General features: G+C 68.4%; 23 protein-coding genes. 15 read left to right on the top strand and 8 right to left on the bottom strand.

Going from position 1 to position 22,128, the window contains the following annotated elements:
• Positions 1 to 3 precede the first annotated feature (3 nt).
• The 10 genes from ABEA10_RS11925 (at position 4) to ABEA10_RS11880 (ending at position 10,321) form a co-directional block, all read left to right on the top strand.
• On the top strand, positions 4 to 990 hold the full coding sequence (locus tag ABEA10_RS11925; RefSeq protein ID WP_345461734.1) for a branched-chain amino acid ABC transporter permease: 987 nt from the start codon (positions 4 to 6) through the stop codon (positions 988 to 990).
• The gene (locus ABEA10_RS11920) at positions 990 to 1,799 is read left to right on the top strand and encodes an ABC transporter ATP-binding protein (protein WP_345461731.1); all 810 of its coding nucleotides are present in this window, start codon (positions 990 to 992) and stop codon (positions 1,797 to 1,799) included. The genes ABEA10_RS11925 and ABEA10_RS11920 overlap by 1 nt, the downstream gene beginning before the upstream one ends.
• Positions 1,783 to 2,493: an ABC transporter ATP-binding protein gene (locus ABEA10_RS11915; protein WP_425550895.1), complete on the top strand. Its 711-nt coding sequence runs from the start codon at positions 1,783 to 1,785 to the stop codon at positions 2,491 to 2,493. The genes ABEA10_RS11920 and ABEA10_RS11915 overlap by 17 nt, the downstream gene beginning before the upstream one ends.
• Complete coding sequence (locus ABEA10_RS11910) at positions 2,490 to 3,425, top strand: proline racemase family protein (RefSeq protein WP_345461725.1); 936 nt, start codon at positions 2,490 to 2,492, stop codon at positions 3,423 to 3,425. Before ABEA10_RS11915 ends, ABEA10_RS11910 begins: the two co-directional genes overlap by 4 nt.
• Positions 3,422 to 4,297, top strand: coding sequence for an ornithine cyclodeaminase family protein (locus ABEA10_RS11905; RefSeq protein ID WP_345461722.1), 876 nt, complete (start codon positions 3,422 to 3,424; stop codon positions 4,295 to 4,297). The genes ABEA10_RS11910 and ABEA10_RS11905 overlap by 4 nt, the downstream gene beginning before the upstream one ends.
• Complete coding sequence (locus tag ABEA10_RS11900) at positions 4,294 to 4,968, top strand: GntR family transcriptional regulator (RefSeq protein ID WP_345461719.1); 675 nt, start codon at positions 4,294 to 4,296, stop codon at positions 4,966 to 4,968. Before ABEA10_RS11905 ends, ABEA10_RS11900 begins: the two co-directional genes overlap by 4 nt.
• 470 nt (positions 4,969 to 5,438) lie before the next feature.
• Positions 5,439 to 6,905 (top strand): LVIVD repeat-containing protein, encoded by a 1,467-nt coding sequence (locus tag ABEA10_RS11895; RefSeq protein ID WP_345461716.1) that lies wholly within the window; start codon positions 5,439 to 5,441, stop codon positions 6,903 to 6,905.
• 124 nt (positions 6,906 to 7,029) lie between these two features.
• Positions 7,030 to 8,787 (top strand): copper resistance CopC/CopD family protein, encoded by a 1,758-nt coding sequence (locus tag ABEA10_RS11890; RefSeq protein ID WP_345461713.1) that lies wholly within the window; start codon positions 7,030 to 7,032, stop codon positions 8,785 to 8,787.
• A gap of 15 nt (positions 8,788 to 8,802) precedes the next feature.
• Complete coding sequence (locus tag ABEA10_RS11885; protein ID WP_345461710.1) at positions 8,803 to 9,576, top strand: hypothetical protein; 774 nt, start codon at positions 8,803 to 8,805, stop codon at positions 9,574 to 9,576.
• Positions 9,560 to 10,321 (top strand): YcnI family copper-binding membrane protein, encoded by a 762-nt coding sequence (locus ABEA10_RS11880; protein ID WP_345461707.1) that lies wholly within the window; start codon positions 9,560 to 9,562, stop codon positions 10,319 to 10,321. The genes ABEA10_RS11885 and ABEA10_RS11880 overlap by 17 nt, the downstream gene beginning before the upstream one ends.
• A 38-nt stretch (positions 10,322 to 10,359) precedes the next feature.
• Here ABEA10_RS11880 and ABEA10_RS11875 read toward each other — a convergent pair whose 3' ends face one another.
• From ABEA10_RS11875 to ABEA10_RS11860, 4 genes are all read right to left on the bottom strand, one after another.
• Positions 10,360 to 11,391, bottom strand: coding sequence for a cytochrome d ubiquinol oxidase subunit II (locus ABEA10_RS11875; protein WP_345461704.1), 1,032 nt, complete (start codon positions 11,389 to 11,391; stop codon positions 10,360 to 10,362).
• A gap of 2 nt (positions 11,392 to 11,393) precedes the next feature.
• Complete coding sequence (locus tag ABEA10_RS11870) at positions 11,394 to 12,758, bottom strand: cytochrome ubiquinol oxidase subunit I (protein ID WP_345461701.1); 1,365 nt, start codon at positions 12,756 to 12,758, stop codon at positions 11,394 to 11,396.
• 222 nt (positions 12,759 to 12,980) lie between these two features.
• Positions 12,981 to 13,679, bottom strand: a complete 699-nt coding sequence (locus tag ABEA10_RS11865; protein WP_345461698.1) for a ferredoxin reductase — start codon at positions 13,677 to 13,679, stop codon at positions 12,981 to 12,983.
• Positions 13,679 to 14,287, bottom strand: a complete 609-nt coding sequence (locus ABEA10_RS11860; RefSeq protein WP_345461695.1) for a sulfite oxidase-like oxidoreductase — start codon at positions 14,285 to 14,287, stop codon at positions 13,679 to 13,681. The genes ABEA10_RS11865 and ABEA10_RS11860 overlap by 1 nt, the downstream gene beginning before the upstream one ends.
• 274 nt (positions 14,288 to 14,561) lie before the next feature.
• Between ABEA10_RS11860 and ABEA10_RS11855 the strand changes: the two genes are divergently transcribed.
• From ABEA10_RS11855 to ABEA10_RS11845, 3 genes are all read left to right on the top strand, one after another.
• Complete coding sequence (locus tag ABEA10_RS11855; RefSeq protein WP_345461692.1) at positions 14,562 to 15,503, top strand: PP2C family protein-serine/threonine phosphatase; 942 nt, start codon at positions 14,562 to 14,564, stop codon at positions 15,501 to 15,503.
• A 119-nt stretch (positions 15,504 to 15,622) separates the two neighbouring features.
• Positions 15,623 to 15,952, top strand: coding sequence for a hypothetical protein (locus tag ABEA10_RS11850; protein ID WP_345461689.1), 330 nt, complete (start codon positions 15,623 to 15,625; stop codon positions 15,950 to 15,952).
• Between the two features lie 52 nt (positions 15,953 to 16,004).
• Positions 16,005 to 16,571, top strand: coding sequence for a hypothetical protein (locus ABEA10_RS11845; RefSeq protein ID WP_345461686.1), 567 nt, complete (start codon positions 16,005 to 16,007; stop codon positions 16,569 to 16,571).
• A gap of 332 nt (positions 16,572 to 16,903) precedes the next feature.
• Here the strand turns inward: ABEA10_RS11845 and ABEA10_RS11840 are convergent, their stop codons facing one another.
• Positions 16,904 to 17,677, bottom strand: a complete 774-nt coding sequence (locus tag ABEA10_RS11840; RefSeq protein ID WP_345461683.1) for an SDR family NAD(P)-dependent oxidoreductase — start codon at positions 17,675 to 17,677, stop codon at positions 16,904 to 16,906.
• A gap of 467 nt (positions 17,678 to 18,144) precedes the next feature.
• On the opposite strand from ABEA10_RS11840, the gene msrA reads away from it, so the two are divergent.
• Positions 18,145 to 18,654: a peptide-methionine (S)-S-oxide reductase MsrA gene (gene msrA, locus ABEA10_RS11835; protein ID WP_345461680.1), complete on the top strand. Its 510-nt coding sequence runs from the start codon at positions 18,145 to 18,147 to the stop codon at positions 18,652 to 18,654.
• A gap of 201 nt (positions 18,655 to 18,855) precedes the next feature.
• Here the strand turns inward: msrA and ABEA10_RS11830 are convergent, their stop codons facing one another.
• Positions 18,856 to 19,491: a TetR/AcrR family transcriptional regulator gene (locus tag ABEA10_RS11830; protein WP_345461677.1), complete on the bottom strand. Its 636-nt coding sequence runs from the start codon at positions 19,489 to 19,491 to the stop codon at positions 18,856 to 18,858.
• A gap of 114 nt (positions 19,492 to 19,605) precedes the next feature.
• A complete protein-coding gene (gene tal / locus ABEA10_RS11825; protein ID WP_345461674.1) occupies positions 19,606 to 20,769 on the bottom strand; it encodes a transaldolase in 1,164 nt (387 codons plus the stop codon).
• Positions 20,770 to 21,010: 241 nt separating this feature from the next.
• Between tal and ABEA10_RS11820 the strand changes: the two genes are divergently transcribed.
• A complete protein-coding gene (locus tag ABEA10_RS11820) occupies positions 21,011 to 21,376 on the top strand; it encodes a TetR family transcriptional regulator C-terminal domain-containing protein (RefSeq protein ID WP_345461671.1) in 366 nt (121 codons plus the stop codon).
• A 137-nt stretch (positions 21,377 to 21,513) separates the two neighbouring features.
• On the opposite strand, the gene ABEA10_RS11815 is transcribed toward ABEA10_RS11820, so the two are convergent.
• The gene (locus ABEA10_RS11815; RefSeq protein WP_345461668.1) at positions 21,514 to 21,945 is read right to left on the bottom strand and encodes a DUF5709 domain-containing protein; all 432 of its coding nucleotides are present in this window, start codon (positions 21,943 to 21,945) and stop codon (positions 21,514 to 21,516) included.
• Between the last annotated feature and the right edge of the window lie 183 nt (positions 21,946 to 22,128).

Below are 22,128 nucleotides of genomic sequence, written 5' to 3'. Positions count from 1 at the left end.
TGAATGAATGACGTCACGAAGGTCGACGATCCGCCGGTCAAGCCCGTGAAGGGCCGCGGACCGACGTTCATCACCCGTTTCCTGGAGAGCCGGCACCTCGGCTGGGCGGGCCTGGCCATCGGGCTGCTCGCACCGTTCGTGATCGCGACGCCGTACGCGATAAGCGTCATGACCAGCGCGGTCATCTTCGTGATGCTCTCGGTCGGGCTGAACATCGTGGTCGGGTACTGCGGTCTGCTCGATCTTGGGTACGCCGCGTTCTTCGCGGTCGGCGCGTACACCAGCGGGGTGGCCTCCACCAAGCTGCACCTGCCGCTGCTGGCGACCGTTCCGCTGGTCATCGTCGTCACGCTCATCGCGGGCATCGTCATCGGCGGTCCCACCCTGCGGCTGCGCAGCGACTACCTGGCGATCGTGACGCTCGGCTTCGGGGAGATCATCCGGATCATCGCCAACAACCTCGACGTCACCGGCGGACCGGACGGCATCTATGGCATCCCCGGGCTCTTCGGCGACGCCACCTCTGATCCCGTGGTCTTCTACTACGTCGTGCTGGTCATCGTGGCCGTCGCCGTACTGCTGGCCGCGCGCCTGGGGCGGTCCCGGATCGGCCGGGCGTGGCGGTTCATCCGCGAGGACGAGGACGCCGCCGAGGCGATGGGCGTGCACACCTACAAGGTCAAGCTGGCCGCCTACATGGCCGGCGCGGTGTGGGGCGGCCTGGCCGGGGTCCTGTTCGGCGCGCAGCTGTCGGCGATCTCGCCGGCCAGCTTCACGTTCCTGCAGTCGGCGCTGGTGTTGATGGCGGTCGTGCTCGGCGGCATGGGCTCGACGCCGGGCGTGGTGATCGGCGCGATCGTGATCAGCCTCCTGCCGGAGATGCTGCGCGGCCTGGCCGACTACCGGTTCTTCGTGTTCGGCGTGCTGCTGATCATCATGATGATCGCCCGGCCGCAGGGCCTGTGGCCGCATCGGTCGAGGGAGCGGTGATGCTGGAAGTCGAGGATCTGACCCTGGCCTTCGGCGGCGTACGCGCCGTCGACGGGCTCAGCTTCCGCGTCGAGAAGGGCGAGATCGTCTCCGTGATCGGCCCGAACGGTGCGGGCAAGACGTCGGCGTTCAACTGCGTCACCGGCTTCTACAAGCCGACCGGCGGCCGGATCAGGCTGGCCGGGAACGACGTGACCGGTCGCCGGCCATCGTTGATCACCGCGCTCGGCGTCGCCCGTACGTTCCAGAACCTGCGGGTGTTCGGCGAGATGTCCGTGCTCGACAACGTACGCGCCGGAACGCACGTGTGGCTCAAGCAGCGCGTCGCGGACGCGTTGCTGCACACGCCGCGATACCGCCGAACCGAGCGGGAGGCCACCGAGGAGTCGAACAAGTGGCTCGACTTCGTGGGCCTGCGCGGCGACCGGGCCGGGCTCGCGCGGAATCTGCCGTACGGTGAGCGGCGCCGGGTGGAGATCGCGCGTGCCCTGGCACGGCGGCCGCAGCTCCTGCTGCTCGACGAGCCGGCGGCCGGCCTCAACCACGGTGAGAAGGCCGAACTGCTCGACCTCATCCGCCGGATCCGCGACCTCGGCATCGCGATCGCGCTCATCGAGCACGACATGGGTCTGGTCATGGAGGTGTCGGATCGGGTCGTCGTGCTGAACTTCGGGAAGGAGATCGCCGACGGTACGCCCGATGAGGTCCGCGGTGATCCGGCGGTGGTCGAGGCGTACCTCGGGCGCGACGCCGATGAGGAAGAGGTCGAGGCGGCGCGGGAGGAGGTCGGCGGTGCTCGAGCTGAGTGATCTCGAGGTGAGCTACGGCGGGGTGCAGGCCCTGCACGGCCTGTCACTCACCGTTGGCGAGGGCGAGATCGTGGCGTTGCTCGGCAACAACGGCGCCGGGAAGACGACCACGCTGTCCGCGGTATCCGGGCTGGTGAGGCCCGGTGCCGGCCGGATCGAGTACGAGGGCGCCGATATCACCCGGGAGCCTCCTCCGAAGATCGTCGCCCGCGGACTGGTGCACGTGCCGGAGGGGCGGCGGATCTTCAGCACGCTCACGGTGCACGAGAACCTGCTGCTCGGCGGGTACCTCGTGCGCGACTCCAGGGAACTGACCCGTCGTGTCGACCGGGCGTACGAGCTACTGCCCAAGCTCGCGGAGCGACGCGATCAGGACGGTGGCACGCTGTCCGGCGGCGAGCAGCAGATGCTCGCCATCGGCCGGGCGCTCGTGGCGGCGCCGAAGCTTCTCATGCTCGACGAGCCGTCGATGGGGCTGGCACCCCTGATCGTCGCAGCGGTGATGGACGTCATCGCCGACATCAACGCGGCCGGCACGGCGGTGCTCCTGGTCGAGCAGAACGCCAAGGTCGCGCTCAAGATCGCGCATCGCGGTTACGTGATCGAGAACGGCCGCTGCGTGCTGGACGGCCCGGCGGACCGTCTGGCCGCCGACACTCGGGTGGTCGAGGCGTACCTCGGTGGTGTCGCGTGATCCGGACCGTCGACTACCACAGCGCGGGCGAGCCGTTCCGGATCGTGCTGTCCGGCGTGCCGGAGATTCCCGGCGCCACCGTACGGGAACGGCGGGCGGCGGTCCCCGAGGAGGCCGACACCATACGTCGGCTGGTGTGCCACGAGCCGCGCGGCCACGCCGACATGTACGGCTGCTTCCTCGTGCCACCGGACGACGACGGGGCCCATCTCGGCGTGCTGTTCTGGCACAAGGACGGGTACTCCACGGCCTGCGGGCACGGCACCATCGCGCTCGGCACCTGGGCCGTGGAGTCCGGCCGGGTGACCGCCGCCGCGAACGGCGAGACCGACGTGATCATCGATGTGCCGTCCGGCCGGGTGACCGCCCGGGTCCGCAGCACGGAGGGCCGGGTCAAGTCCGTTGCCTTCCGCAACGTCCCGTCGTACGTGCTGGCCCGTGACGTGCCCTACCGATCGGCACGGGTGGACGTGTCCTACGGGGGAGCCGTGTACGTCTCGGTGCGCGCCGCCGACCTCGGCCTGTCCGTGACGCCGGACGCACTGCCCGAGTTGATCAGGGCGGGCCGCGAGGTCAAGGCGGCGCTCGCTCCCATGGTCGATCACCCGGACGGCATCTACGGCACCATCCTGTACGACGAACTGCCGGACACGCCGGACGGCCCGCACCAGCGCAACGTCACGGTGTTCGCCGACGGGGAGGTGGACCGGTCGCCGTGCGGCTCGGGCACGTCCGCGCGGCTCGCCCTGCTCTGCCCCGATGGCGTGCTGACTCACGACTCGATCGTCGGCACCCGCTTCCTGGGCCGGGTCGTGGACCATACCGAGGCCGGCGTCATCACCGAGGTCGAGGGCACGGCCCACCTGACCGGCGAGCACCGGTTCACCCTCGACCCGGACGACGCCCTCGGGACCGGATTCGTGCTGCGATGATGAACGTCGAAACGCTGCCCGGCGAGTCCGAAGCGGCGGACGTGCTGGAGCGGGCGTTGCGGTCGGGGCTCGATCCCGAGGCCGGCCCGGCGCGGTCCGTCGCGAACGTCCCGGCCGGCCAGATCCTGCTCATGCCCGCCGCCGTGCCCGGCTACGCGGGCGTGAAGGTCGCCACCGTGGCGCCCGGTAATCGTGGCCTTCCCCGGATCCAGGGAATCTACCTGCTGCTCGACGGGGAGACCCTCACGCCGGTCGCGCTGCTGGACGGCGTGGCGTTGACCTCCGTCCGGACTCCCGCGGTGTCCGCGGTGGCGGCCCGGCATCTCGCGGCGCCCGATGCGAGCAGCCTGGTCGTCTTCGGCACCGGGCCGCAGGCGTGGGGACATGTCCGCGCGCTGCGCGCGGTACGCCCCCTCGACCAGATCACGGTGGTGGGCCGGAGCGGCACCGAGGAGTTCGTGGCGCGATGCCGGGAGGCGGGTCTGCGCGCCTCGGCGGGGACGCCGGACGCGGTGGCCACCGCGGACGTCATCGCCTGCTGCACGACCGCGCGCGAGCCGCTGTTTCCCGGAGCCCTCGTGCCCGCGCACGCCGTTGTGATCGCGGTCGGCTCGCACGAACCCACCGCGCGGGAGGTCGACGGGAATCTCGTGGAGCGCTCGCAGGTATTCGTGGAGTCGCGGGCGGCGGCACTGCGCGAGGCCGGAGATCTGATCATCCCTGGCGCGACCCGCGCCCCGTACAACCTCGCCGAACTGGTGACCGGGAGGGCACCGCTCACCGAGGACCGTCCGCGGCTGTTCAAGAGCGTTGGCATGGCCTGGGAGGACCTGGTCGTCGCCGTCGCCGCCTACGAGAGGACCGGGGTGTGAGCGAACTGAACCTGCCGTCGCTGGGCACTCGGCAGAACGTACGTGAGCAGGTCGCGGAGGCGCTCCGCGCCTCGCTGGTCGCGGGCGAGATGCGACCTGGTGTCGTGTACTCCGCGCCGGCCCTGGCCGAGCGGTTCGGCATCTCTCCCACACCGGTCCGCGAGGCGATGCTGGACCTGGCCAAGGAGGGCCTGGTCACGGCGGTGCGCAACAAGGGCTTCCGGGTCACCGAGCTGTCCGACCGGGACCTCGACGAGATCACCGAGGTACGCGCGCTGATCGAGGTACCGACGGTCGCCCGGATCGCGGCATCCCCTGAGGGAGCCGAAGAACTCCGCCCGCTCGCCGAGGCCATCGTGACGGCGGCGGAGCGCCGGGACATCCTCGGCTACATCGAGGCCGACCACACCTTTCACCTGGAGCTGCTCGCACTCGCCGGTAACGCGCACCTCGTCGGGGTGGTCCGCGAACTGCGGCACCGTTCACGCCTGTACGGCGTGCCGAGCCTGGCCGAACGCGGCGAACTGCTGCCATCCGCGCGGGAGCACCTACAGCTTCTCGACTTCGTCACCGGCGGCGACGTCCAGGCGGCCGAGACGCTGATGCTCCATCACCTCCGGCACGTCCGTGGCATCTGGGCCGTCCCGCGAGAGAGCTCCGAGGCTTGCTGATCCAACATCCGGCAGACGGATGAGCTCAAGGTGGGCACCCGGTCTTCGCCCGATCCGCCTGCCGGCAAGCTCGACGAGAGGCTTACCGGCCACTATCGGCCACTACCGGCCTCCCGGCTGAACGACCGGGTAAGGCCTCCCCTTGGAGCCGGAAAAACCCCTACAAACAGGGCAGATGCGGAGCACGAACGCCCACACGTCCGATCTTTCGATGTCTGATGACATCGACCAAAATGATAATTATCGTCGTCCTGTCCGGCACCCGCGGCGCCTACCGCCTGCACGATCAACGGAAAGGAGGACACCGGTCCTGCGAGACGACCGACCTCCCCTCTTCCCGCCAACTCCGCAAGTCATCGGTTCAATCTCGCGGTCCCATCTCGATCCACAAGGGGAGGTGCCAACCCGGCCGGCCGACTGCCCGCAGAGTCAGGTGTTCTGCTCGTCTCCTTGAGCCCAGGAGTACCGCATTGAAGAAGAGATCGTTCGCGGCCGGTGTGGTCGCACTCGCCGCGGCGGCGGCGCTACAGCTACCGAGCACGACGTCGGCGTTCGCCGACGCCCCGGCGAGCCTGCCCTCCGCCGGCTCGTCCCACGCCGGCCCTGCCCTCGACGACACCCACAACGTGCCCACCAACGCGGTCGCCGGTGACGTGACCTTCATCGACAACGTCAAAGGTGTCAGTGGGTACTCAGGGCTGAACTTCATCAGCTACAAGAACTACGGCTACGACTTCATGTTCGCCAACGGCACCGGTGGCCTGGCGATCTGGTCTCTCAAAGACCGCGAGCACCCGGCACTCGTCGGGAAGCTCACGGCCGCCGATCTCCGCCGGCCGGGCGACACCCAGGATCGGTTCTGGGAAGGCGAGAACATGACCGTCGACCAGAAGCGCAAACTGGTCTTTTTGAGCCGCGACCCCCGTGGCTTCGGCGGGACTCTCACCACCGGCCAGTCCGGCTTCTACATCATCGACGTGAAGAACCCCTGGAAGCCGAGGATCGCCACCTTCCAGTCGGTTCCTGCCGGTCACACGAGCACCTGCATCAACGACTGCAAGTACCTGTGGACGGTCGGCCCCTACAACACGGGCACGGCGGGTAACGACCCCAGCTGGCACGGCGTGCCGGTCTGGGTCACCGACATTCGCGACATCAACCACCCGCACACGTCCCAGCAGGCCCTGGACCTCAACCGGTTCGACCAGCTGACCGACTACGTGCACAGCGTGGACGTCGACAAGAACGGCGTCGCATGGACCTCCGGCGCCGGCGGCGTGCGCGGCTATTGGACCCAAGGTCGCCACTACGACCCGGTCAAGAAGGTCAAGCGCACCGCGACCGCGACCGATCCCGTGCCGTACGCGGGTGGCACCGTCGTGGACCCGGCACCGGTGTCGTACTTCGACCACAACTCGTACCACAACACGGAGAAGCTCGGTAAGTACGGCAAGGGCGAGCTGCTCTACATCACCGAGGAGGACATCCGTACCTGCTCCGACGCCGGTCAGCTCATGATCGCCTCGACCAAGGGCAGCTACAACGGCGAGAGCTGGAGGTCCACTCCGGAGAAGCCGTTCCGGCTCGACCTGGTCAGCAGCTGGACGGCCTGGGGACAGGAAGGCTCGGCCACGACGTCCGCCAGCTGCTCCGCGCACTGGTTCACGGTGAACGGCAACATCATCGCGCAAGGGTGGTACGCCCAGGGCACGCGCTTCATCGACGTGTCCGACCCGGCGCATCCGAAGCAGGTCGGCTACTTCCGCGTCCCGTCCGGCGACCCCAATGTGACCGCCGGGTCGGCCTCGGCCGCCTACTGGCACAACGGCTACGTCTACGTCGCCGACTACAACCGCGGCGTGGACGTCCTGCATTACGACGGCAAGCTGGCCGGCAAGCCCGACAAGAAGATCTGCTGGAACTCCTGCGACAAGTGACATCACGAATGAGGACCCGCCGGTGCGACGCGCCGGCGGGTCCGTCCGGGCAGGCGACGCGTGCGGCGGCGACGGGTTCGACTCCGTCGGCCCTCACCGTCGCCTGCTGACGGCGATGTTTCGCTTGGCGAACCGCAGCGGCCACCGCCGGCGCACCGTTCGAATACTGCTGATCGCCGCCTTCGTCCTGGGCGGCTTCGTCGTCGAGGTGACCGTCGGTGCGCTGTCCCGCCCTGCGTACGCGCACGCCCAGTTGCTCCAGACCTCGCCCGTCGACGAGGCGGTCGCGGCCGCTCCTCCGAAGCGGGCATGGCTGCGCTTCGATGAGGCGGTGACGCCGACCCCGGAGTCGATCCAGTTGCTGGACCCGGACGGTCACAAGGTCAAGATCGGCGCTCCCGGGCATGCGGACGGCAAGGCGAACACGGTCGCGGCCTCGCTACCTCCCGGCCTGGCCAAGGGGACGTACACCGTGGCGTGGCGCGTCGTGTCAGCGGATTCGCACGCCATCTCCGGAGCCTTCCGGTTCAGTGTCGGCGCGCCGAGCGTTTCGGTGACCTCACTCGACCAGGGCACCAGCCCGGTGACGTCCGCGGCGCACGCCGTCGGACGCGGCCTGGCGTTCCTGGGCCTGGCGCTCGCGCTCGGCGGCACCGTCTTCTTCGGCGTGGTCTGGCCGGCCGGGGCACGAGAGCGCCGCGGTCGGCTCATCGTCTGGGCGGGGTTCGTCGCGCTGGGCCTCGGGACCGTGGTGGTCTTCCTCGCCCAAGGTCCGTACGCCACCGGCGAGTCGCCGGCGACGGCGTTCGACCCCGGTGTCCTGCGGCTGACCCTGGACGCTCGGATCGGCCGAGCGCTATTGGCGCGTCTCGGTATCGCCCTGGCGCTCGCCGCCGTCTTCGCGAACGTCATCCGGCGCCAGGGCGGCGATGACCGTGGCGATGCCGAGGCGAAGACGCCGGCGACGGTTCTCGTCCTGGGGGCGATATGCGGTCTCGGGCTGGTGTTGACCTGGCCGCTCACGGACCACGCGCACACCGGCTCGCAGGCGTGGCTGGCCGTCCCGGCCACCAGCCTGCACCTTCTCGCCATCACGCTGTGGTTCGGCGGTCTGGTGCCGCTCACGGTGTGCGTCGTGAGCCCGGCCGCAGATCGCTCCGCCCGCGCGGATCTCCTCACACCGGCCCTCCCTCGCTTCTCCGGCCTCGCGCAGGTCTGCTTCACGGCGATCGCGGTGACCGGCCTCTACCTGGCGTGGCGGGAGGTCGGCACCTTCGGTGCCCTCGGCGGGACCGGATACGGACGGCTTCTGCTGGTGAAATTCGGTGTCGTCCTTGTCATCGTGGCGCTGGCGGCACGCGGGCGGCGGTTCGCACAGCGGTACGCGCGGGGGCCGCGAGAGGCCGCGCCGGCCGGAGCGCTGGGCCGGCTGCGCCTCTCGGTGGCGGCCGAGATCGTTCTCGGCGTCGGCGTCCTGTCGCTGGCCACGGTCCTGGTCAACACGGCTCCCGCCCGTACCAGCTACGCGCCGCCGGTGCACGAGAAGGTCGCGGTCCCGGCCACGGCCGGAACGCATACCGGTCTGGACGGCGGTCATGTCGAGGTGAAGCTGACCCCGGCGAGGCAAGGACCCAACGTCGCCGACATCTACCTCGTGGCCAAGGACGAGTCGCTGGTCAACGTTCCCGAGGTCTCCGGCCGGCTGGAACCGCGCAACAAGAGCATCGGCACCCTTCCGGTCAAACTCTCGGCGGCGGAACCCGGTCACTATGTCGCAAGTGCGATGTCCATTCCGTACCCGGGCCCGTGGGTCCTGTGGCTGAACATCCGGACCTCTGACTTCGATGAGACACCGGTGCACATCCCATTCACAGCGCGCTGAAAGGACGACGAACATATGGGGCAGATGGGGCTCGCGCGTCTTCGTGACCAGAGCGACCGGCGTGTTCGGTTCGGGGCGTCATCCGCCACGGCGATCCTGCTCGCCGCCGCTGTGGCCGGTTGTGGCTCGGATTCCCCCAAGCCGCTCACCCACGCTCCGTACACCGTCAAGTCCATCCAGTATGGATTCGCCACGATCAAGGACATCGGCAAAGGGGCGATCCGGGTCGATGACTCCGGACATGGTTCACACGTGATCTACACGCCGCCGGACAGCGTGCCGACCTGCTCCTACGTCCAGCGCGCCGACGACATCACGGTGAAGGTACAGCCGGCCGTTGAGCCGGTGGGCGGCAACTCCACTGGGCGCTTCATCGTGGGACCGCCCAATCCGGACAGGTCCGCGCTTCCCGTCGTCACCCAGGGCGCGGTCGTCTTCACGACCGACACACTCGCCGACGCGGGGATGAAGACCGTGACGGCTGAGGCCGCCAAGTGTCCGGACTCTTTCAGCATCCTCGGCGGGCCGCCGATCATCGTCGGCAGCTACAAGGTCAACAGCCGCGCGTTCAAGTCGGCCGGATGGACGGGCTTCGCTCAGCAACTGGCGCACACCTCCCCGCCGGACCTGGGCACCGACACGTACGACGATCTTGCGACCGTTGTCGCGCACAAGGCGAACGCCATTATCTACCTGCAACTCGCCCAGATCCGCAAGACCGGCCAACGCGCTGATTCCAACGAAAAACTCGAAAAATTGCTGAAGACCACGCTTGGCCGGCTCGGCTGATTCACAAGCGTTCGACGACCAATGGAGAGAGCACATGCGGCGACATTCCACCCGAGGCGCTGTGATCGCAGTCGGCGCGGCGCTTTTCGTCGGGCTCGGGGCGACGGGAGCCTCGGCGCACGTGACCATCGCCGCTGATAAGGCGACACAGGGTGACTACGCGGCCCTGGTCTTCCGCGTACCCAACGAGCGGGACAACGCCGCTACCGTCAAAATCGACGTCCAGCTGCCCCCCGATCGGCCGCTGGCATCCGTACACGTGAAGCCGCACCCCGGCTGGTCGTACGAGATCAAGAAGACCAAGCCGGCCACGTCGGTCGAGGCGGACGGTGCCAAGGTCACCGAGGTGGTCAGCGAGATCATCTGGACCGCGGACGATCCGAAGGCGGGGATCCGGCCGGATGAGTACGACGAGTTCGCCGTCAGCGCGGGACCACTGCCGAAGGCCGATTCCATGACCTTCAAGACCCTGCAGTACTACAGCAACGGGGAGGTGGTGCGATGGATCCAGGAGCCGCAGGCGAACGCCGCCGAGCCGGAGCGGCCCGCTCCAGTGCTCAAGCTCCTGCCGCCGTCGAAGCGCGGCGCCGGACAACCCGCGGGACGGCCGGTGCAAGACTCCGGTGCCCGCACGACCCCAGAGACGGACGACACCGTCGCCTACTGGGCCCTAGGGCTGTCGGTGGCCGCAATGGTCGTCGCACTCGCGTCCGCCGCAATGGCGATCCGCGTATCTCGCCGATAGCAGGCGGCTAGTAGCTGTTCACGGTGTTGCCATATTCGTCATCGGGGACTTGAATCCCGAACCCGCAGATCTTGTGGGGCAGTGTGCGCTCGTTGGAACAAGATGAACAGCCACGCCAGGGACGGAAGCAGGATCGCCAGGCCGACGGCCGAGCTCAACGCGGTCGCCTGCAGCGTCGCGTGCGCCGATGCCGCCTGGCCGGCCTTCAGCCCGGGCAGAAGTGTCGGGTATCGCCCGTATCCCCAGGCCCACAGGATGGCGGCCACCGCGAGGGCGGCGCTGACACGTACCGAAGCGTAGTTCCGGCGGGCGAGTAGTGCCAGGGACACCGCGCCCATGAGCATTGACGAGATGACGAGTGGTAGGCCTCGGTGCGTCAGCGAATGGTAGAGGTCCGGTGCGTCATCCTGCACGACCGCCAAGGAGGCCAGGGAGAGAACGCCCATGGCGACACCGGTGACCAGGCCATTGCGCCGGAAGTACTCGGCGAGTTCGTGGTGTCCGCCGCGTCGGGCGTCGGCGGTCAGGTAGATCGCGGACAGGTACGCGCACAGGGCGACGCCGAGAAGGCCGCAGACGGTCGACGTGGGATTCGCCCAGCTGGTGATCACGTTGCCGCGCGCGATTCCGGGCGGGACGCGTCCTGAGGCCACGCCGCCGGCGGCCGCGCCCAGGAAGTACGGCGTGAGCACCGAGGAGAGCGCGAACGCGGCACCGAACAGGCGTTGCAGCCACACATCCTCGACGACCTTGCGGAAGGCGAACGCGGACCCGCGCGCGATGATGCCGAACGCGATGACGGACAGCGGGATGTACAGCGTCGAGGCGATGGCGGCGAACAGCGGCGGGAACGCGGTCCACGTGATGACGAGAACGTAGATGAGCCAGACGTGGTTGGACTCCCACACGGGGCCGATCGAGTGCTCGATCAGTGACCGTCGCGGCCGGCCGCGACGGGCATCGCCCGCGACCAGATCCCACAGACCGGCGCCGAAGTCGGCGCCGGCCAAGAGCGCGTAGGCGGTCAGCGACAGCCATACGAGCACCAGCAGACAGGTGGCCAGAGTCACGGTCAGCTCACCTCGTACTCGGTCACGTCGTGCTCCTGGGGGGCGGCCGGGACCGGCCGTCGCCGGACCATGTAGCGCAGGACGTAGACGGTCGCCACCGTGAGGGCGACGTACACGGCGACGAGCACCGGGAAACCCCAGCCGATCCCGCCCGCGGGATTGACCGCGTCCTTCACCCTCAGCACGCCGTACACGATCCAGGGCTGGCGACCCACCTCGGTGGTGACCCAACCGGCCTCCATCGCGATGACCGCCGCGACGCCGGACACGGCCACGGCACGGAGGAACCAGGGAGAGCCCGGTGGTTCGCGCCGTCTCCACCAGCTCCACGCCAGCCAGGCACCGAGGGCGAGCAGGAAGAAGCCGATGCCGACCATCGTGTCGAAGGAAAGGTGGACGATGTTGACGGGCGGTCGCTGGTCGGCGGGCACTCCGTCCAGCCCGGCGACGTACGCGTGGGTGTTCCCGTGGGTCAGCAGTGACAGGCCGCCCGGAACGTGGATCGCGCCGTGTAGTGCGTCGTGGTGGTAGAGGCCGCCGATCGACTCGGGAGCGCCGTGCTCGCTGCGGTACAGGCCTTCCATCGCCGCCAGCTTGGCGGGCTGCTCGGCGGCGACGTAGCGTGCCGCCCAGTCACCGACCACGATCTGCAGGGGTGTGACGCAGCAGGCGAAGGTGAGCGGCACCAGTAGTCCGAGCCGATGGTAGCGGTCCCGGCGGCCCCGGAGCATGGCGACGGCGTAGACGCTCGCGACGGTGAATCCGGTGACCATGAACGCTGCGAGGATCATGTGGGTGGTCTCCGGCCACGTCGCCGCGTTGAACATCGCCGACCACGGTCGCACGCTCACCAGCCGGCCGTGGCGTTCGGTGAAGCCCTGTGGGCTGTTCATCCATGCGTTGGCGCAGACGACGAAGAATGCCGAGAGCGCACCCGCCATCACGATCGGCACTCCGGCCATCAGGTGCGCCCGGGGCGAGAGCCGGTCCCAGCCGTACAGGTAGATGCCCAAGAAGATCGCCTCGATGAAGAAGGCGAATCCCTCGATGGCGAACGGCAGGCCGATGACCGAGCCGTAGTGTTCCATCAGGCCCGACCAGAGCAGTCCCATTTCGAAGGACAGGATGGTGCCCGATACGGCGCCGACGGCGAACAACACGCCCATCGCGCGAGCCCAGCGCCGCGCGAGCAGCCGGTAGGCCGTCTCGCCTGTGCGATGGCCACGCCACTCGAGGAAGAGGATCAGGCCCGGTAGCCCTACTCCGAGGCAGGCCAGAATGATGTGCCAGCCAAGAGAGAAGCCCATCTGCGACCGGGGCGCGACGGCACTGCCGGCGGCGAGAACGGCGCTGTGCGGCACCATCATCCGGGCAACCTTTCGTCCATCGTCGTGCCGTGAGGTCCCTCAGCGGGGCATCGATGGTTCAGCGGGGGGGCAGTACGGGAGTCGGCGAGGTGCTGCGACGGCAGGGCCGAGGCGTCGATCAATCTGCGGATGCCGTCGCGTTCGAGCAACTCGCCGAGGTCGTTGTAGTCGACTCCGACCTCGGCGAGGCCGGTCAGGACCTGTTCCGCCCGTTCGTACGCACTATCGGGTGGGTCCGAAGCGTTCGACGCGGATGCGGTGGGTGTCCACGCCGAGGTCGAGGAGAAGCGCCGTGGCGCCGTCACAGAAGCCGGGGGAGCCGCAAACGTAGATCTCGCGGTCGGCGTCGAGTATCGGCTCGAGGTCGCCGGCGCTCAGCCGTCCGGCGGGCCGATGCGATCCTGCCGGGGCCTGCCGGGTGTGGACGATCGTTGTCTCGGGCCCGGTGATCTCGCCGGCGTAATACAGATCGGCCGGGGTGCGGACGGACACGACCAGCTGTACGAGATCGGGGTGTCCCTGGGCGCGGGAGTGCCGCAGCATCGACATCAGCGGAACCACACCGGACCCGCCGGCGACACCGAGGATGGGCGATTCGTCGTCCCAGGCGAAGAAACCGCCGATCGGACCGCGGACTTCCAGCTCGTCCCCGACTTCGACGACCTCGTGCAGGAACCCCGACACCTCGCCACCGGGCAGCAGCTCGACGGTCAGCTCGATGGCCCTGTCGTCTGGGGCGCTGGCCACTGAGTACGACCGCTGAGCGCGGTAACCATCAGGCGCGGTGAGCCGCACTACGTAATGCTGGCCGGCCAGATGCCGACGGGGGTCGGCGAGTTCGAGCCGGAACGTCTTGGCCGTGCGTGTCTCGGCCCGGATATCGGTGACGGTGGCGGTCTGCCACGGGGTCGGTAGTGCCATCAGTCCCCCTGATACCGCTGCTCGCGCCACGGGTCACCGCGGTCGTGGTAGCCGTTCTGCTCCCAGAAGCCCGGTTCGTCCTCGGCCATGAGCGTCAACCCCGACACCCACTTGGCGCTCTTCCAGAAGTACAGGTGCGGAACCAGCAGCCGCGCCGGCCCGCCGTGTACGGCCTCCAAGGGTGCGCCGTCGACGTCCCAGACCACCCAGGCATGGCCGTCGGTGACGTCCTCGATCGGAAGGTTCGTCGTGTAGCCGGTATGCGAGCGCGCCATCACGTACGCCGCGTCGTCCTGGAGGCCGGCGATCTCCAGCAGGGTGTCCACGGAGACGCCGTCGAAGGTCATGCCGAACTTCGACCAGGTGGTGACGCAGTGAATGTCGCCTTCGTACCGGTCGCCGGGAAGAGCGTGGATCTCATCCCAGGTCCATGTCGTCGGAGTGTCGACCAGACCGTCGACGGTGAACGTCCAGTCCTTGGTGGCGAGCGACGGGGTCGCCTCGACGTGCAGTACCGGCCAGTCCTCACCCGCGTCGAACTGGCCCGGCGGCAGCCGGGAGTCCCTCCCGGAACGCCCACGACCGGCGAAGCCTCTGGTGATAGGCATGGTGTCCTTGTAAGTCTCGATCGATGAGGTTCAGCGAACCATACAGTAATCGGACTATCAGGTCCAAGTAGGACCAGTAGGCCACGGTCTGGGGTTCTGGGGCATCTCCTGGCAGAGCCACTCGGCGACCCGGCCGTTTCGGACCCGCGTGAATGGACTAAATAGTCCGTATCCTGATATCGTAGCGAGGTTGTACGAGGGCCAGGGGAGTGGTGCGGGCGGGACGGCTGGCTGGATCGCTATCGGTAATGACCACCATGGTGGAACTGCGTAGATGACACTTGCAATTAGGTACGCGGCCAGATCGGACGTCGGTCTTCTCCGCGAAGACAACCAGGACTCGGCGTACGCCGGTCCCCGCCTTCTCGCGGTCGCCGACGGCCTGGGCGGGCACGCCCACGGTGAGGTGGCGAGCGCCGTCGCCATCTCCACCCTCGCGCCGCTGGACGGCGACAGTCACGGCGCGGACCTCACGGGCGCCCTCGAGGCGGCGATCCGCGACGCGAACGCGACCCTGCACCAGATGGTCGGGGAGGACCCGTCCCTGGAGGGCATGGGCACGACGCTGACCGCCATGCTGTGGTCGGGCGGTCGCGTGGGTGTGGCGCACATCGGTGACTCGCGCGCGTACCTGTTGCGCGACGGTGACCTGTACCAGATCACCCGTGATCACACATTGGTCCAGAAGCTCGTGGACGAAGGGCGCATCACCATGGACGAGGCCGCCGCGCATCCGCGGCGCTCGCTGCTGCTGCGCGCGCTGGACGGCCGCGGTGAGGTGGAGCTCGAGACGAGCCTGCGCGAGGCGAAGCTCGGCGATCGATACCTGTTGTGCTCCGATGGGCTGTCCGCCGTGGTCGGCGCGGACCTCTTGCTGCGCACGCTGAGCACGGTTCCCGATCCTGAGCAGGCCACATGTGAGCTGATCGGTGTGGCGAACCGCGGCGGCGGCCCGGACAACATCACGTGCATCGTGGCCGACGTGGTGGAGTCGGGCACGAACCCGGTGCCGGACCGCCCGGTGGTGGTGGGCGCGGCGGCGAACGCCACGCGACGAGCCGAGACTCCGTCGGAGGAGACCCCGGCGAGCCGCGCGCGCGACACGCCGGCCGGCATGACACCGACGATCGACGCGGAAGACGGCGACGAGGAGGATGACTTCGCCGCCGAGGAGGCCCGGCCGCGCCGCCGGCGCTGGCCGTGGCGTTCAGCGTGAGCGTCATATGGACTATATAGTCCACTAAGATGGCTTCCTTCAGTTGGGCATTCAGCAGTGTCGTGGCCACTGCCGCGACGGGCGGAGGCCGGCGTCCTACCCGATGTCAGGAGCATTCGATGGACCGTATTCCCTCCGGTAAGAACGTCGTCGATGGCCAGCCGGTCGATGCGGTGGACATGATCGCCGCGCTGACCGCCGCACCGTTCGTGTTCCAGGATGGCGCGACTCAATCGTTCACGGCGGATGGTGGAACGACCTACGTCGACAGGGGCACACCGTCGGCTGGTGAGTGGTCCGTGACCGGTGACGGGACCTTCTCTTCCTTCTGGCCGCCAACGTACCGGGCGACGTACTCGGTTCGGTGGATCGTCGAGGACGGAGTGCGGATGGGCGTTAGCTTCACTGATACCCGGAGCGGAGTCCGCTACGACGGCCGGTACCGATGACTTGACCAGATCTGCCGCATCGCGTCACCCGCGGCAGGCCGGGGTCGAGGACGTGAGCGGTCGCGTCGCCGGCTCGGTCGCCGTCGAGATCGTCGGGCTGTTGGTCTCGCCGGTGCACGCCTGCGAGGGCCGGCCTCAGGACGGGCCGCGGTCCGACCCGCAGCCGGCCGCCCGCACCGAGGTCACCGTGGGGGCCGGGCTCGGGCTGGTCGGCGACCGGTACTTCGGCCGGCAGGCGCACCGCAACGCCGCCGTGACGGTGTTCGACGCGGCCGCGCTGGACGAGCTCGCGGAGACGCTCGCCGGCGCGGGAGCACCGCTGGACCGTCCGCTCGACCCGTTGCTGACCAGGCGCAACATCATCCTGTGTGGCTTCCCGGTCGACGACCTCGCGGCCCGGCGGCCGGACCCGGGCGCGGTGTTCGCGCTCGACTCCGGTGCGGGACCGGTCCGGTTCCAGGCCAACCGTCCGGCCAACCCGTGCGCCTGGATGGACGTCGTGCTCGCGCCGGGCGCCTTCCGTGGCCTGCGCGGGCGCGGCGGCGTGCGGTGCACGCCCCTCGACGACGGCGTGCTGCGGCTCGGCCCGGCGACCCTCACGGTCGCCCCGCGGGACTGACACCGTCAGCCGGCCGAGGCCGGGCCGAACGCCGGGCCGGTCCTGGTGCTCGGACACCCAAGAGTCGGCAACTCGCGACTCGGCGCGGAGCCGGTCCGCCGGCGCTACGCCGATTTCCTCCTCATCGTCCCGGCCCGCCCCACGGCCTCGTCACGGCCGGACCGCGCCACCTTCGAGCCGCTGACCTCACCGTCGATTGCGGTCACGGGCGGGCCGGCCGGGTCTTGGTCTCGCCGAACTCGCCGGTGGCTTCCTCGCGGGCCCGGGCTGCGGACGCGTACCGGCACGTCCGCGGCCCCGGCCGGCGCGATCCCGGCGTTACGTTTCGAGGGTCAGTTGCGGCCGGCCATGATGCCGCCGTCGACGTCGACGATGGCGCCGGTCATCCAGCTCGACTTGTCCGACAGCAGGAACGACACCGCGTTCGCGATGTCCTCCGGGCTGCCGACCCGCCCCAGCGGATGGAAGCCGCTGAAGCCATCGACGGTTTCATCGAGCTTGTCCGCCGGGATGAAGCCCCGGTACAGAGGTGTCTTCACGACGGCGGGCGCGACCGCGTTGACCCGGATGCCGTGCGGCGCCAGCTCGATCGCAAGAGCCTTAGTGAACGAGTGCAGGCCGCCCTTCTGCACGGAGTAGCCGGAGTGCGGCGTCGCCGCGATGCCCTGGTGCGCCCACATCGAGCCGATGTTGACGATGGCGCCGCCCCGGCCTCCCGCGACCATACCCGCGACGACGGTCTGCGTTATGAAGAACAGTGCGCGGTTCAGTTCGTTGTAGGAGTCGTAGAAGGCTTCGTCGTACTCGCTGAACGCCTTCGGGACGAAGAAACCGGCGGCGTTGACGAGCAGGGTCGCGTCGGCGTGCTCGGCGGCGAGCTGCTTTCGGACCTCGGGCACCTGGTCGCGGTCGGTCAGCTCCGCAGTGATGCCCCACGCCTTTCCGTTCTGCGACAATGCTTCGACCGCGGCCCGGACCTTGTCCTGGTCTCGGCCCGTGATCACGGCGGTGCCACCCCCGGCGACCACTTGGTGGGCCGTGGCCAGGCCCATGCCGCTGCTGCCGCCGACGACCACGACTTTCTGGCCCTCGAAGCTCTCACTCATGACGGTTGTTCCTTCCCCGGCGAATCGCGATTCGTGTTGGCAGGACTCGCCTCCGGGAGTGGCACGACGTCGGAACTCGGCGCCGGTTGGGCCAAGTCGGACAGTTCGCCGTCACCGGAGGCACACGGACGGCCGCACTCTAGGTGCGGCAGAACTGGTCGGTCAAGTCCACTTTTGAGGTCCGAACGGATGCTCCCGAAGGAGGAACACGCCGTGATCCCTGGCTCGGCCTCGACGACGACCGCCGCACACGCATCGCCGTAAGACCTGCGGTTAAGGCGCTTCTACTCGGCAGGAGCCCGCCACCTCCTGGCGGAGCCGACTCGGGACGGGAGCCGACGGCACCGAGGCTCCCTCGGTCGGCCGCTGTTAGAATGCAAGAGTTGATTAGGGCCATATAGTCCAGTCGCGGCCCGCGCTGATCTCAGGTGTGCACTGGCGATCACTGACTGGGCAGAGGAGACGATGTGACTACCGAGAAGGCGATCCTGGCCGGCGGCTGCTTCTGGGGCATGGAGGAGCTGTTCCGCCACCAGCCCGGCGTCGTGTCCACGCGCGTCGGCTACAGCGGCGGCGACGTCCCGAACGCCACCTATCGCAACCACGGAACCCACGCGGAGTCCATCGAGATCGTCTACGACCCCGGGAAGACGGACTTCCGCACGCTGCTGGAGTTCTTCTTCCAGGTGCACGACCCCTCGACGAAGAACCGCCAGGGCAACGACGTCGGCACCAGCTACCGCTCGGCGATCTTCTACACCAGCGACGAGCAGAAGCGGGTCGCCGAGGACACGATCGCCGACGTCGACGCCTCAGGCCTGTGGCCGGGCAAGGTCGTCACCGAGGTCACCCCGGCGGGTGACTTCTGGGAGGCCGAGCCCGAGCATCAGGACTACCTGCAGAAGTACCCTCACGGCTACACCTGCCACTTCCCCCGCCCCGGGTGGAAGCTCCCGAAGCGGAGGGTGGATCAATGACGAGACCTGAGCTCCCTCCGGACTCACGGCACCCCGGCGTCCACCTTCGCAGTTGCCTGATCGCATGGGGACTGGAGCGGATGCGAGCAGCGGGAGGCTACGACAGGACGCTGAACCGCGGCAGCTCGCGACCGGATTGATAGGTGCACCGCAGGGCGGGTACCTGCTCGCGTAGACCGCGCAGAATCGTGCACACGCTCCCTATGCGTGATCGGCGGCGTAGGACTTGACGTGGTCAATGGCCATGTCGAGCGCGATGCCCATGGGCTCGGCGTCGTGGGCTACCTGGGCCAGAAGATATCCGCCCTGGAGCGCTGCCATCAGGCTGGTCGCCAGCTTGGCGGGGTCGGCCCCCCCGCGCAACACACCGGACTCGACCATTCGGGACAGCCCCTGCTCCAAGAGGGACTCCCACGTCTGGAAATGCTCGGCCAGCGCGACACGTGCCTCAGCGGACTGCTCGGCCAATTCGTTCGCCAGGGAACCGAGCGGGCACCGGTAGGAGCCGTTGCGCAGCGTGCTACTTTGGACCATCGCGTCCCGCCACCGTTCAAGCCCTCGGAGCGAGCGGAGCCGCTGGAGCTGCTGGTGCTGGTCGGCCAGCAGCTGCTGGGCCTGCAACGCGATGACGTCGCGTACCAGGGCTTCTTTATCTGGAAAGTTGCGGTACAACTGCGACTTACTGGTGCCGCTGACGGCTCTGACGTCGTCGAGCGTGGTCGCCGCCACGCCTCGGGCGTACATCAGTTGGGCGGCCGCCTGCAGAATTCGGGCTCTGGTGGCCGCTCCCCGCCTCGTCAGCTGACGCACTCCGGTGCCGCCCTCGTGATCCGCCACGACATAAGGCTACAAGTGAAAGGGCAGACGAGCCCACAACACGGAACCCTGCGGTCCATCTTCAGCTACCGGTCCACAGGGTTCGGCCGGCGTGTCAGCGCTGGGTGCTGCGTATCACTGATCATTTTCACAGGAGGCCCGAAGGCGGGACCCGGCGGTTCGCCTGGCGGCGGCCGCGGCGAGGGATTCCTCCAAGCGCCGCAGCAGCAGTGTCCAGGCGTCGGTGAACTTGCGGACTCCTTCGCGTTCAAGCAGTTGTACGACTTCGTCGTACTCGACCCCGACCTCGGCGAGGCCTGCCATGACCTGTTCTGCTTGGTCGTACATGCCGGTCACTGTGTCCGGACTGATCTGCCCGTGGTCGGCGACCGCGTCGAGGGTGGGCTCGGGCATGGTACTGACGACGTTCGGCGCGATCAGACTGGTCACATACAGGACGTCGGGGTATTCGGGGTTCTTGACGCCCGTCGACGCCCACAGCGGGCGTTGCGGATGGGCGCCGACGGCCTCCAGACGGCGCCAACGTTCGGATCCGAGGACCGCCTCGAAGCGGCGATAGGCCAGGCGAGCATTTGCCACGCCCGCCTGACCACGCAAGCTGCGGGCCTTCTCGGTGCCGATCTTGGCCAGGCGTGTGTCGACCTCCACGTCGACACGGGAGACAAAGAACGAGGCAACGGACCGGATCGCGGACAGATCGACACCAGCCTCATGAGCTCGCTCGAGACCGGTGAGATAGGCGTCCATGACCTGGTCGTAACGGTCCAGGCTGAAGATCAGTGTCACGTTGACGCTGATCCCCTCAGCCGTGGCGGCGGTGATGGCGGCCAGCCCGGCCTGAGTGGCCGGTATTTTGATCATCACATTCGGCCGAGCGACGAGCCACCACAGGGCGCGCGCCTCGGCGACGGTCTTGGCGGTGTCGTCGGCGACTCGCGGGTCGACCTCTATCGATACCCGCCCGTCGAGGCCGCCGGTCCGGTCGTGGACGCCACGAAGTACATCGCAGGCCCAGCGGATGTCATAGCTGGTCAGTAGCCGGGCCGCCTCCTCCACGGCTACTCCGCGGATCGCGAGGTCCTGTATCTGACCGTCGTAGGCGACGCTGCCGTTCAGCGCCTTCTCGAAGATGGTGGGGTTACTGGTCACTCCGACGACGTGCCTTCTTGTCATGAGCTCGGTGAGGCCATCGTCACTCAGCCGGTCTCGGCTGATGTTGTCCAGCCAGATCGACACTCCTTGCGCGGCGAGGTTTGTCAGCGGGCCTGCAGGGCTCATCTCATGCTCCAGTAGTGCTTCGAAGGGCGGACTTGATCGCGCTGGGCAGCGGGGTGTCGGGCGGGAGCACGCCGGCCCGCCGGATCGAGGGTCGCTGGGGTTCACGTCGTGTAGAGGCCGGGTCGACAGGCCTGTGATGTATTGGGGCGAGGCTGGCCGACCGCAGTTCATCGACCACTTGTCGGATAAGGGACACCTACGATCGATGCATGACAGCTCCGGGCATCACCCGGATCTTCTGTTGACCGCTCAGCTCCGGCATCTGGACTCCACCTGTGGACTCGAGCAGTGGCGGGATGCCGTCATCGCACATGCCGAACCTCATGGCGACTGGTCCTTCTGTGCCCAGCAGTGCCAGGAGTGGACGAGGACGATCACGACCGTACTCGGCCGTATGCGCGATACCGGCGTCCTGCGCCCAGAAGCCGAGCCGGAGGCCCTGGCCACGGGGCTCGTCGCCGCGTTTCAAGGAGGGCTGCTGCTCGCCCGGATGACACGGGACACCACCTCGGTGAAGATCGCCCTGGACATGGCGGTGGACCGGGTCAAGGGATTCGCCACGGGCCGCCCGGCCGACAGCGGATCCAGGAGTCTGCCGGACGGCTGACTCCCGGAGGTGATGAGGAAGCCATCATGGCGAAGACCTGGCCCGCCGGACCGGGAGGGGTGACGGGATCGACCGGTCATGGGGATGGTCGTGGCGCGACACCACTACAGCCGTCACGGAAGTCCGACCTCGGTGCTTCAGCTGTCCCGCTCGTCGGTGTCAGGTACGACATGTACGGCCGCCTCTTCCGCTGAGGCCGCGCCATTGTCAATGCCCACGTCGTGGGCCCAGAAGTCTGAGCGGCTGTCGAGCTCGGCCTCCCAGGCCGTGAGCCGACCGGCGCGGCGGTCGCCGACCTGGTCGTCGATCAGTTCGCCGTCGGTGTCGCTCGTGTCGCCGAGCCCGTCGGTGTCCATGTCAGCCGGCTCAGGCTCTTCGCGGGCCAGGCGGTGGGCGAGGTCCTCGTGTGAGCCGAGTTCGCGTTCGGTGATGCCCCATGCGGTGCTGCCCAGAGGCCGGTCCGGTGGGGCGTATCCGGCCTCGATGTCGCCGAGCTCATCGTCGTCGAGACTCTCCTCGGGAGATAGCAGAGCGGGGTCGGACACGGCGGGGTAGTCGTCGGCGGACAAGATTCTCCTCACGGGATAGAGGCGGCGGAGATGGCGCTGGCCAACCTCATCTAAGGGGATGCGCGTGCACTCAGCGTCTACACGGCATCGATGTCGGTGCATGACCGCCGCCGGAGGAGACGCGGCAAGCGCTATCCCACGTCCTCGCCGGCGACTCGCACTCGGACGCTTCTACAACGTGCT

The organism is Actinoallomurus oryzae (genome assembly GCF_039541955.1).
GTDB lineage: Bacteria > Actinomycetota > Actinomycetes > Streptosporangiales > Streptosporangiaceae > Actinoallomurus > Actinoallomurus oryzae.
Note: the sequence above shows the minus strand (reverse complement) of the source record. Positions and strands in the feature narration are given on the sequence as shown.

Coding starts and splice junctions, on each gene's coding strand:
- tal (WP_345461674.1), bottom strand. CDS start 20,769: ATGAGCCCTGCAGGCCCGCTGACAAACCTCGCCGCGCAAGGAGTGTCG.
- ABEA10_RS11855 (WP_345461692.1), top strand. CDS start 14,562: ATGACACTTGCAATTAGGTACGCGGCCAGATCGGACGTCGGTCTTCTC.
- ABEA10_RS11925 (WP_345461734.1), top strand. CDS start 4: ATGAATGACGTCACGAAGGTCGACGATCCGCCGGTCAAGCCCGTGAAG.
- ABEA10_RS11865 (WP_345461698.1), bottom strand. CDS start 13,679: ATGGCACTACCGACCCCGTGGCAGACCGCCACCGTCACCGATATCCGG.
- ABEA10_RS11885 (WP_345461710.1), top strand. CDS start 8,803: ATGGGGCAGATGGGGCTCGCGCGTCTTCGTGACCAGAGCGACCGGCGT.
- ABEA10_RS11860 (WP_345461695.1), bottom strand. CDS start 14,287: ATGCCTATCACCAGAGGCTTCGCCGGTCGTGGGCGTTCCGGGAGGGAC.
- ABEA10_RS11870 (WP_345461701.1), bottom strand. CDS start 12,758: ATGATGGTGCCGCACAGCGCCGTTCTCGCCGCCGGCAGTGCCGTCGCG.
- ABEA10_RS11850 (WP_345461689.1), top strand. CDS start 15,623: ATGGACCGTATTCCCTCCGGTAAGAACGTCGTCGATGGCCAGCCGGTC.
- ABEA10_RS11840 (WP_345461683.1), bottom strand. CDS start 17,677: ATGAGTGAGAGCTTCGAGGGCCAGAAAGTCGTGGTCGTCGGCGGCAGC.
- ABEA10_RS11905 (WP_345461722.1), top strand. CDS start 3,422: ATGATGAACGTCGAAACGCTGCCCGGCGAGTCCGAAGCGGCGGACGTG.
- ABEA10_RS11920 (WP_345461731.1), top strand. CDS start 990: ATGCTGGAAGTCGAGGATCTGACCCTGGCCTTCGGCGGCGTACGCGCC.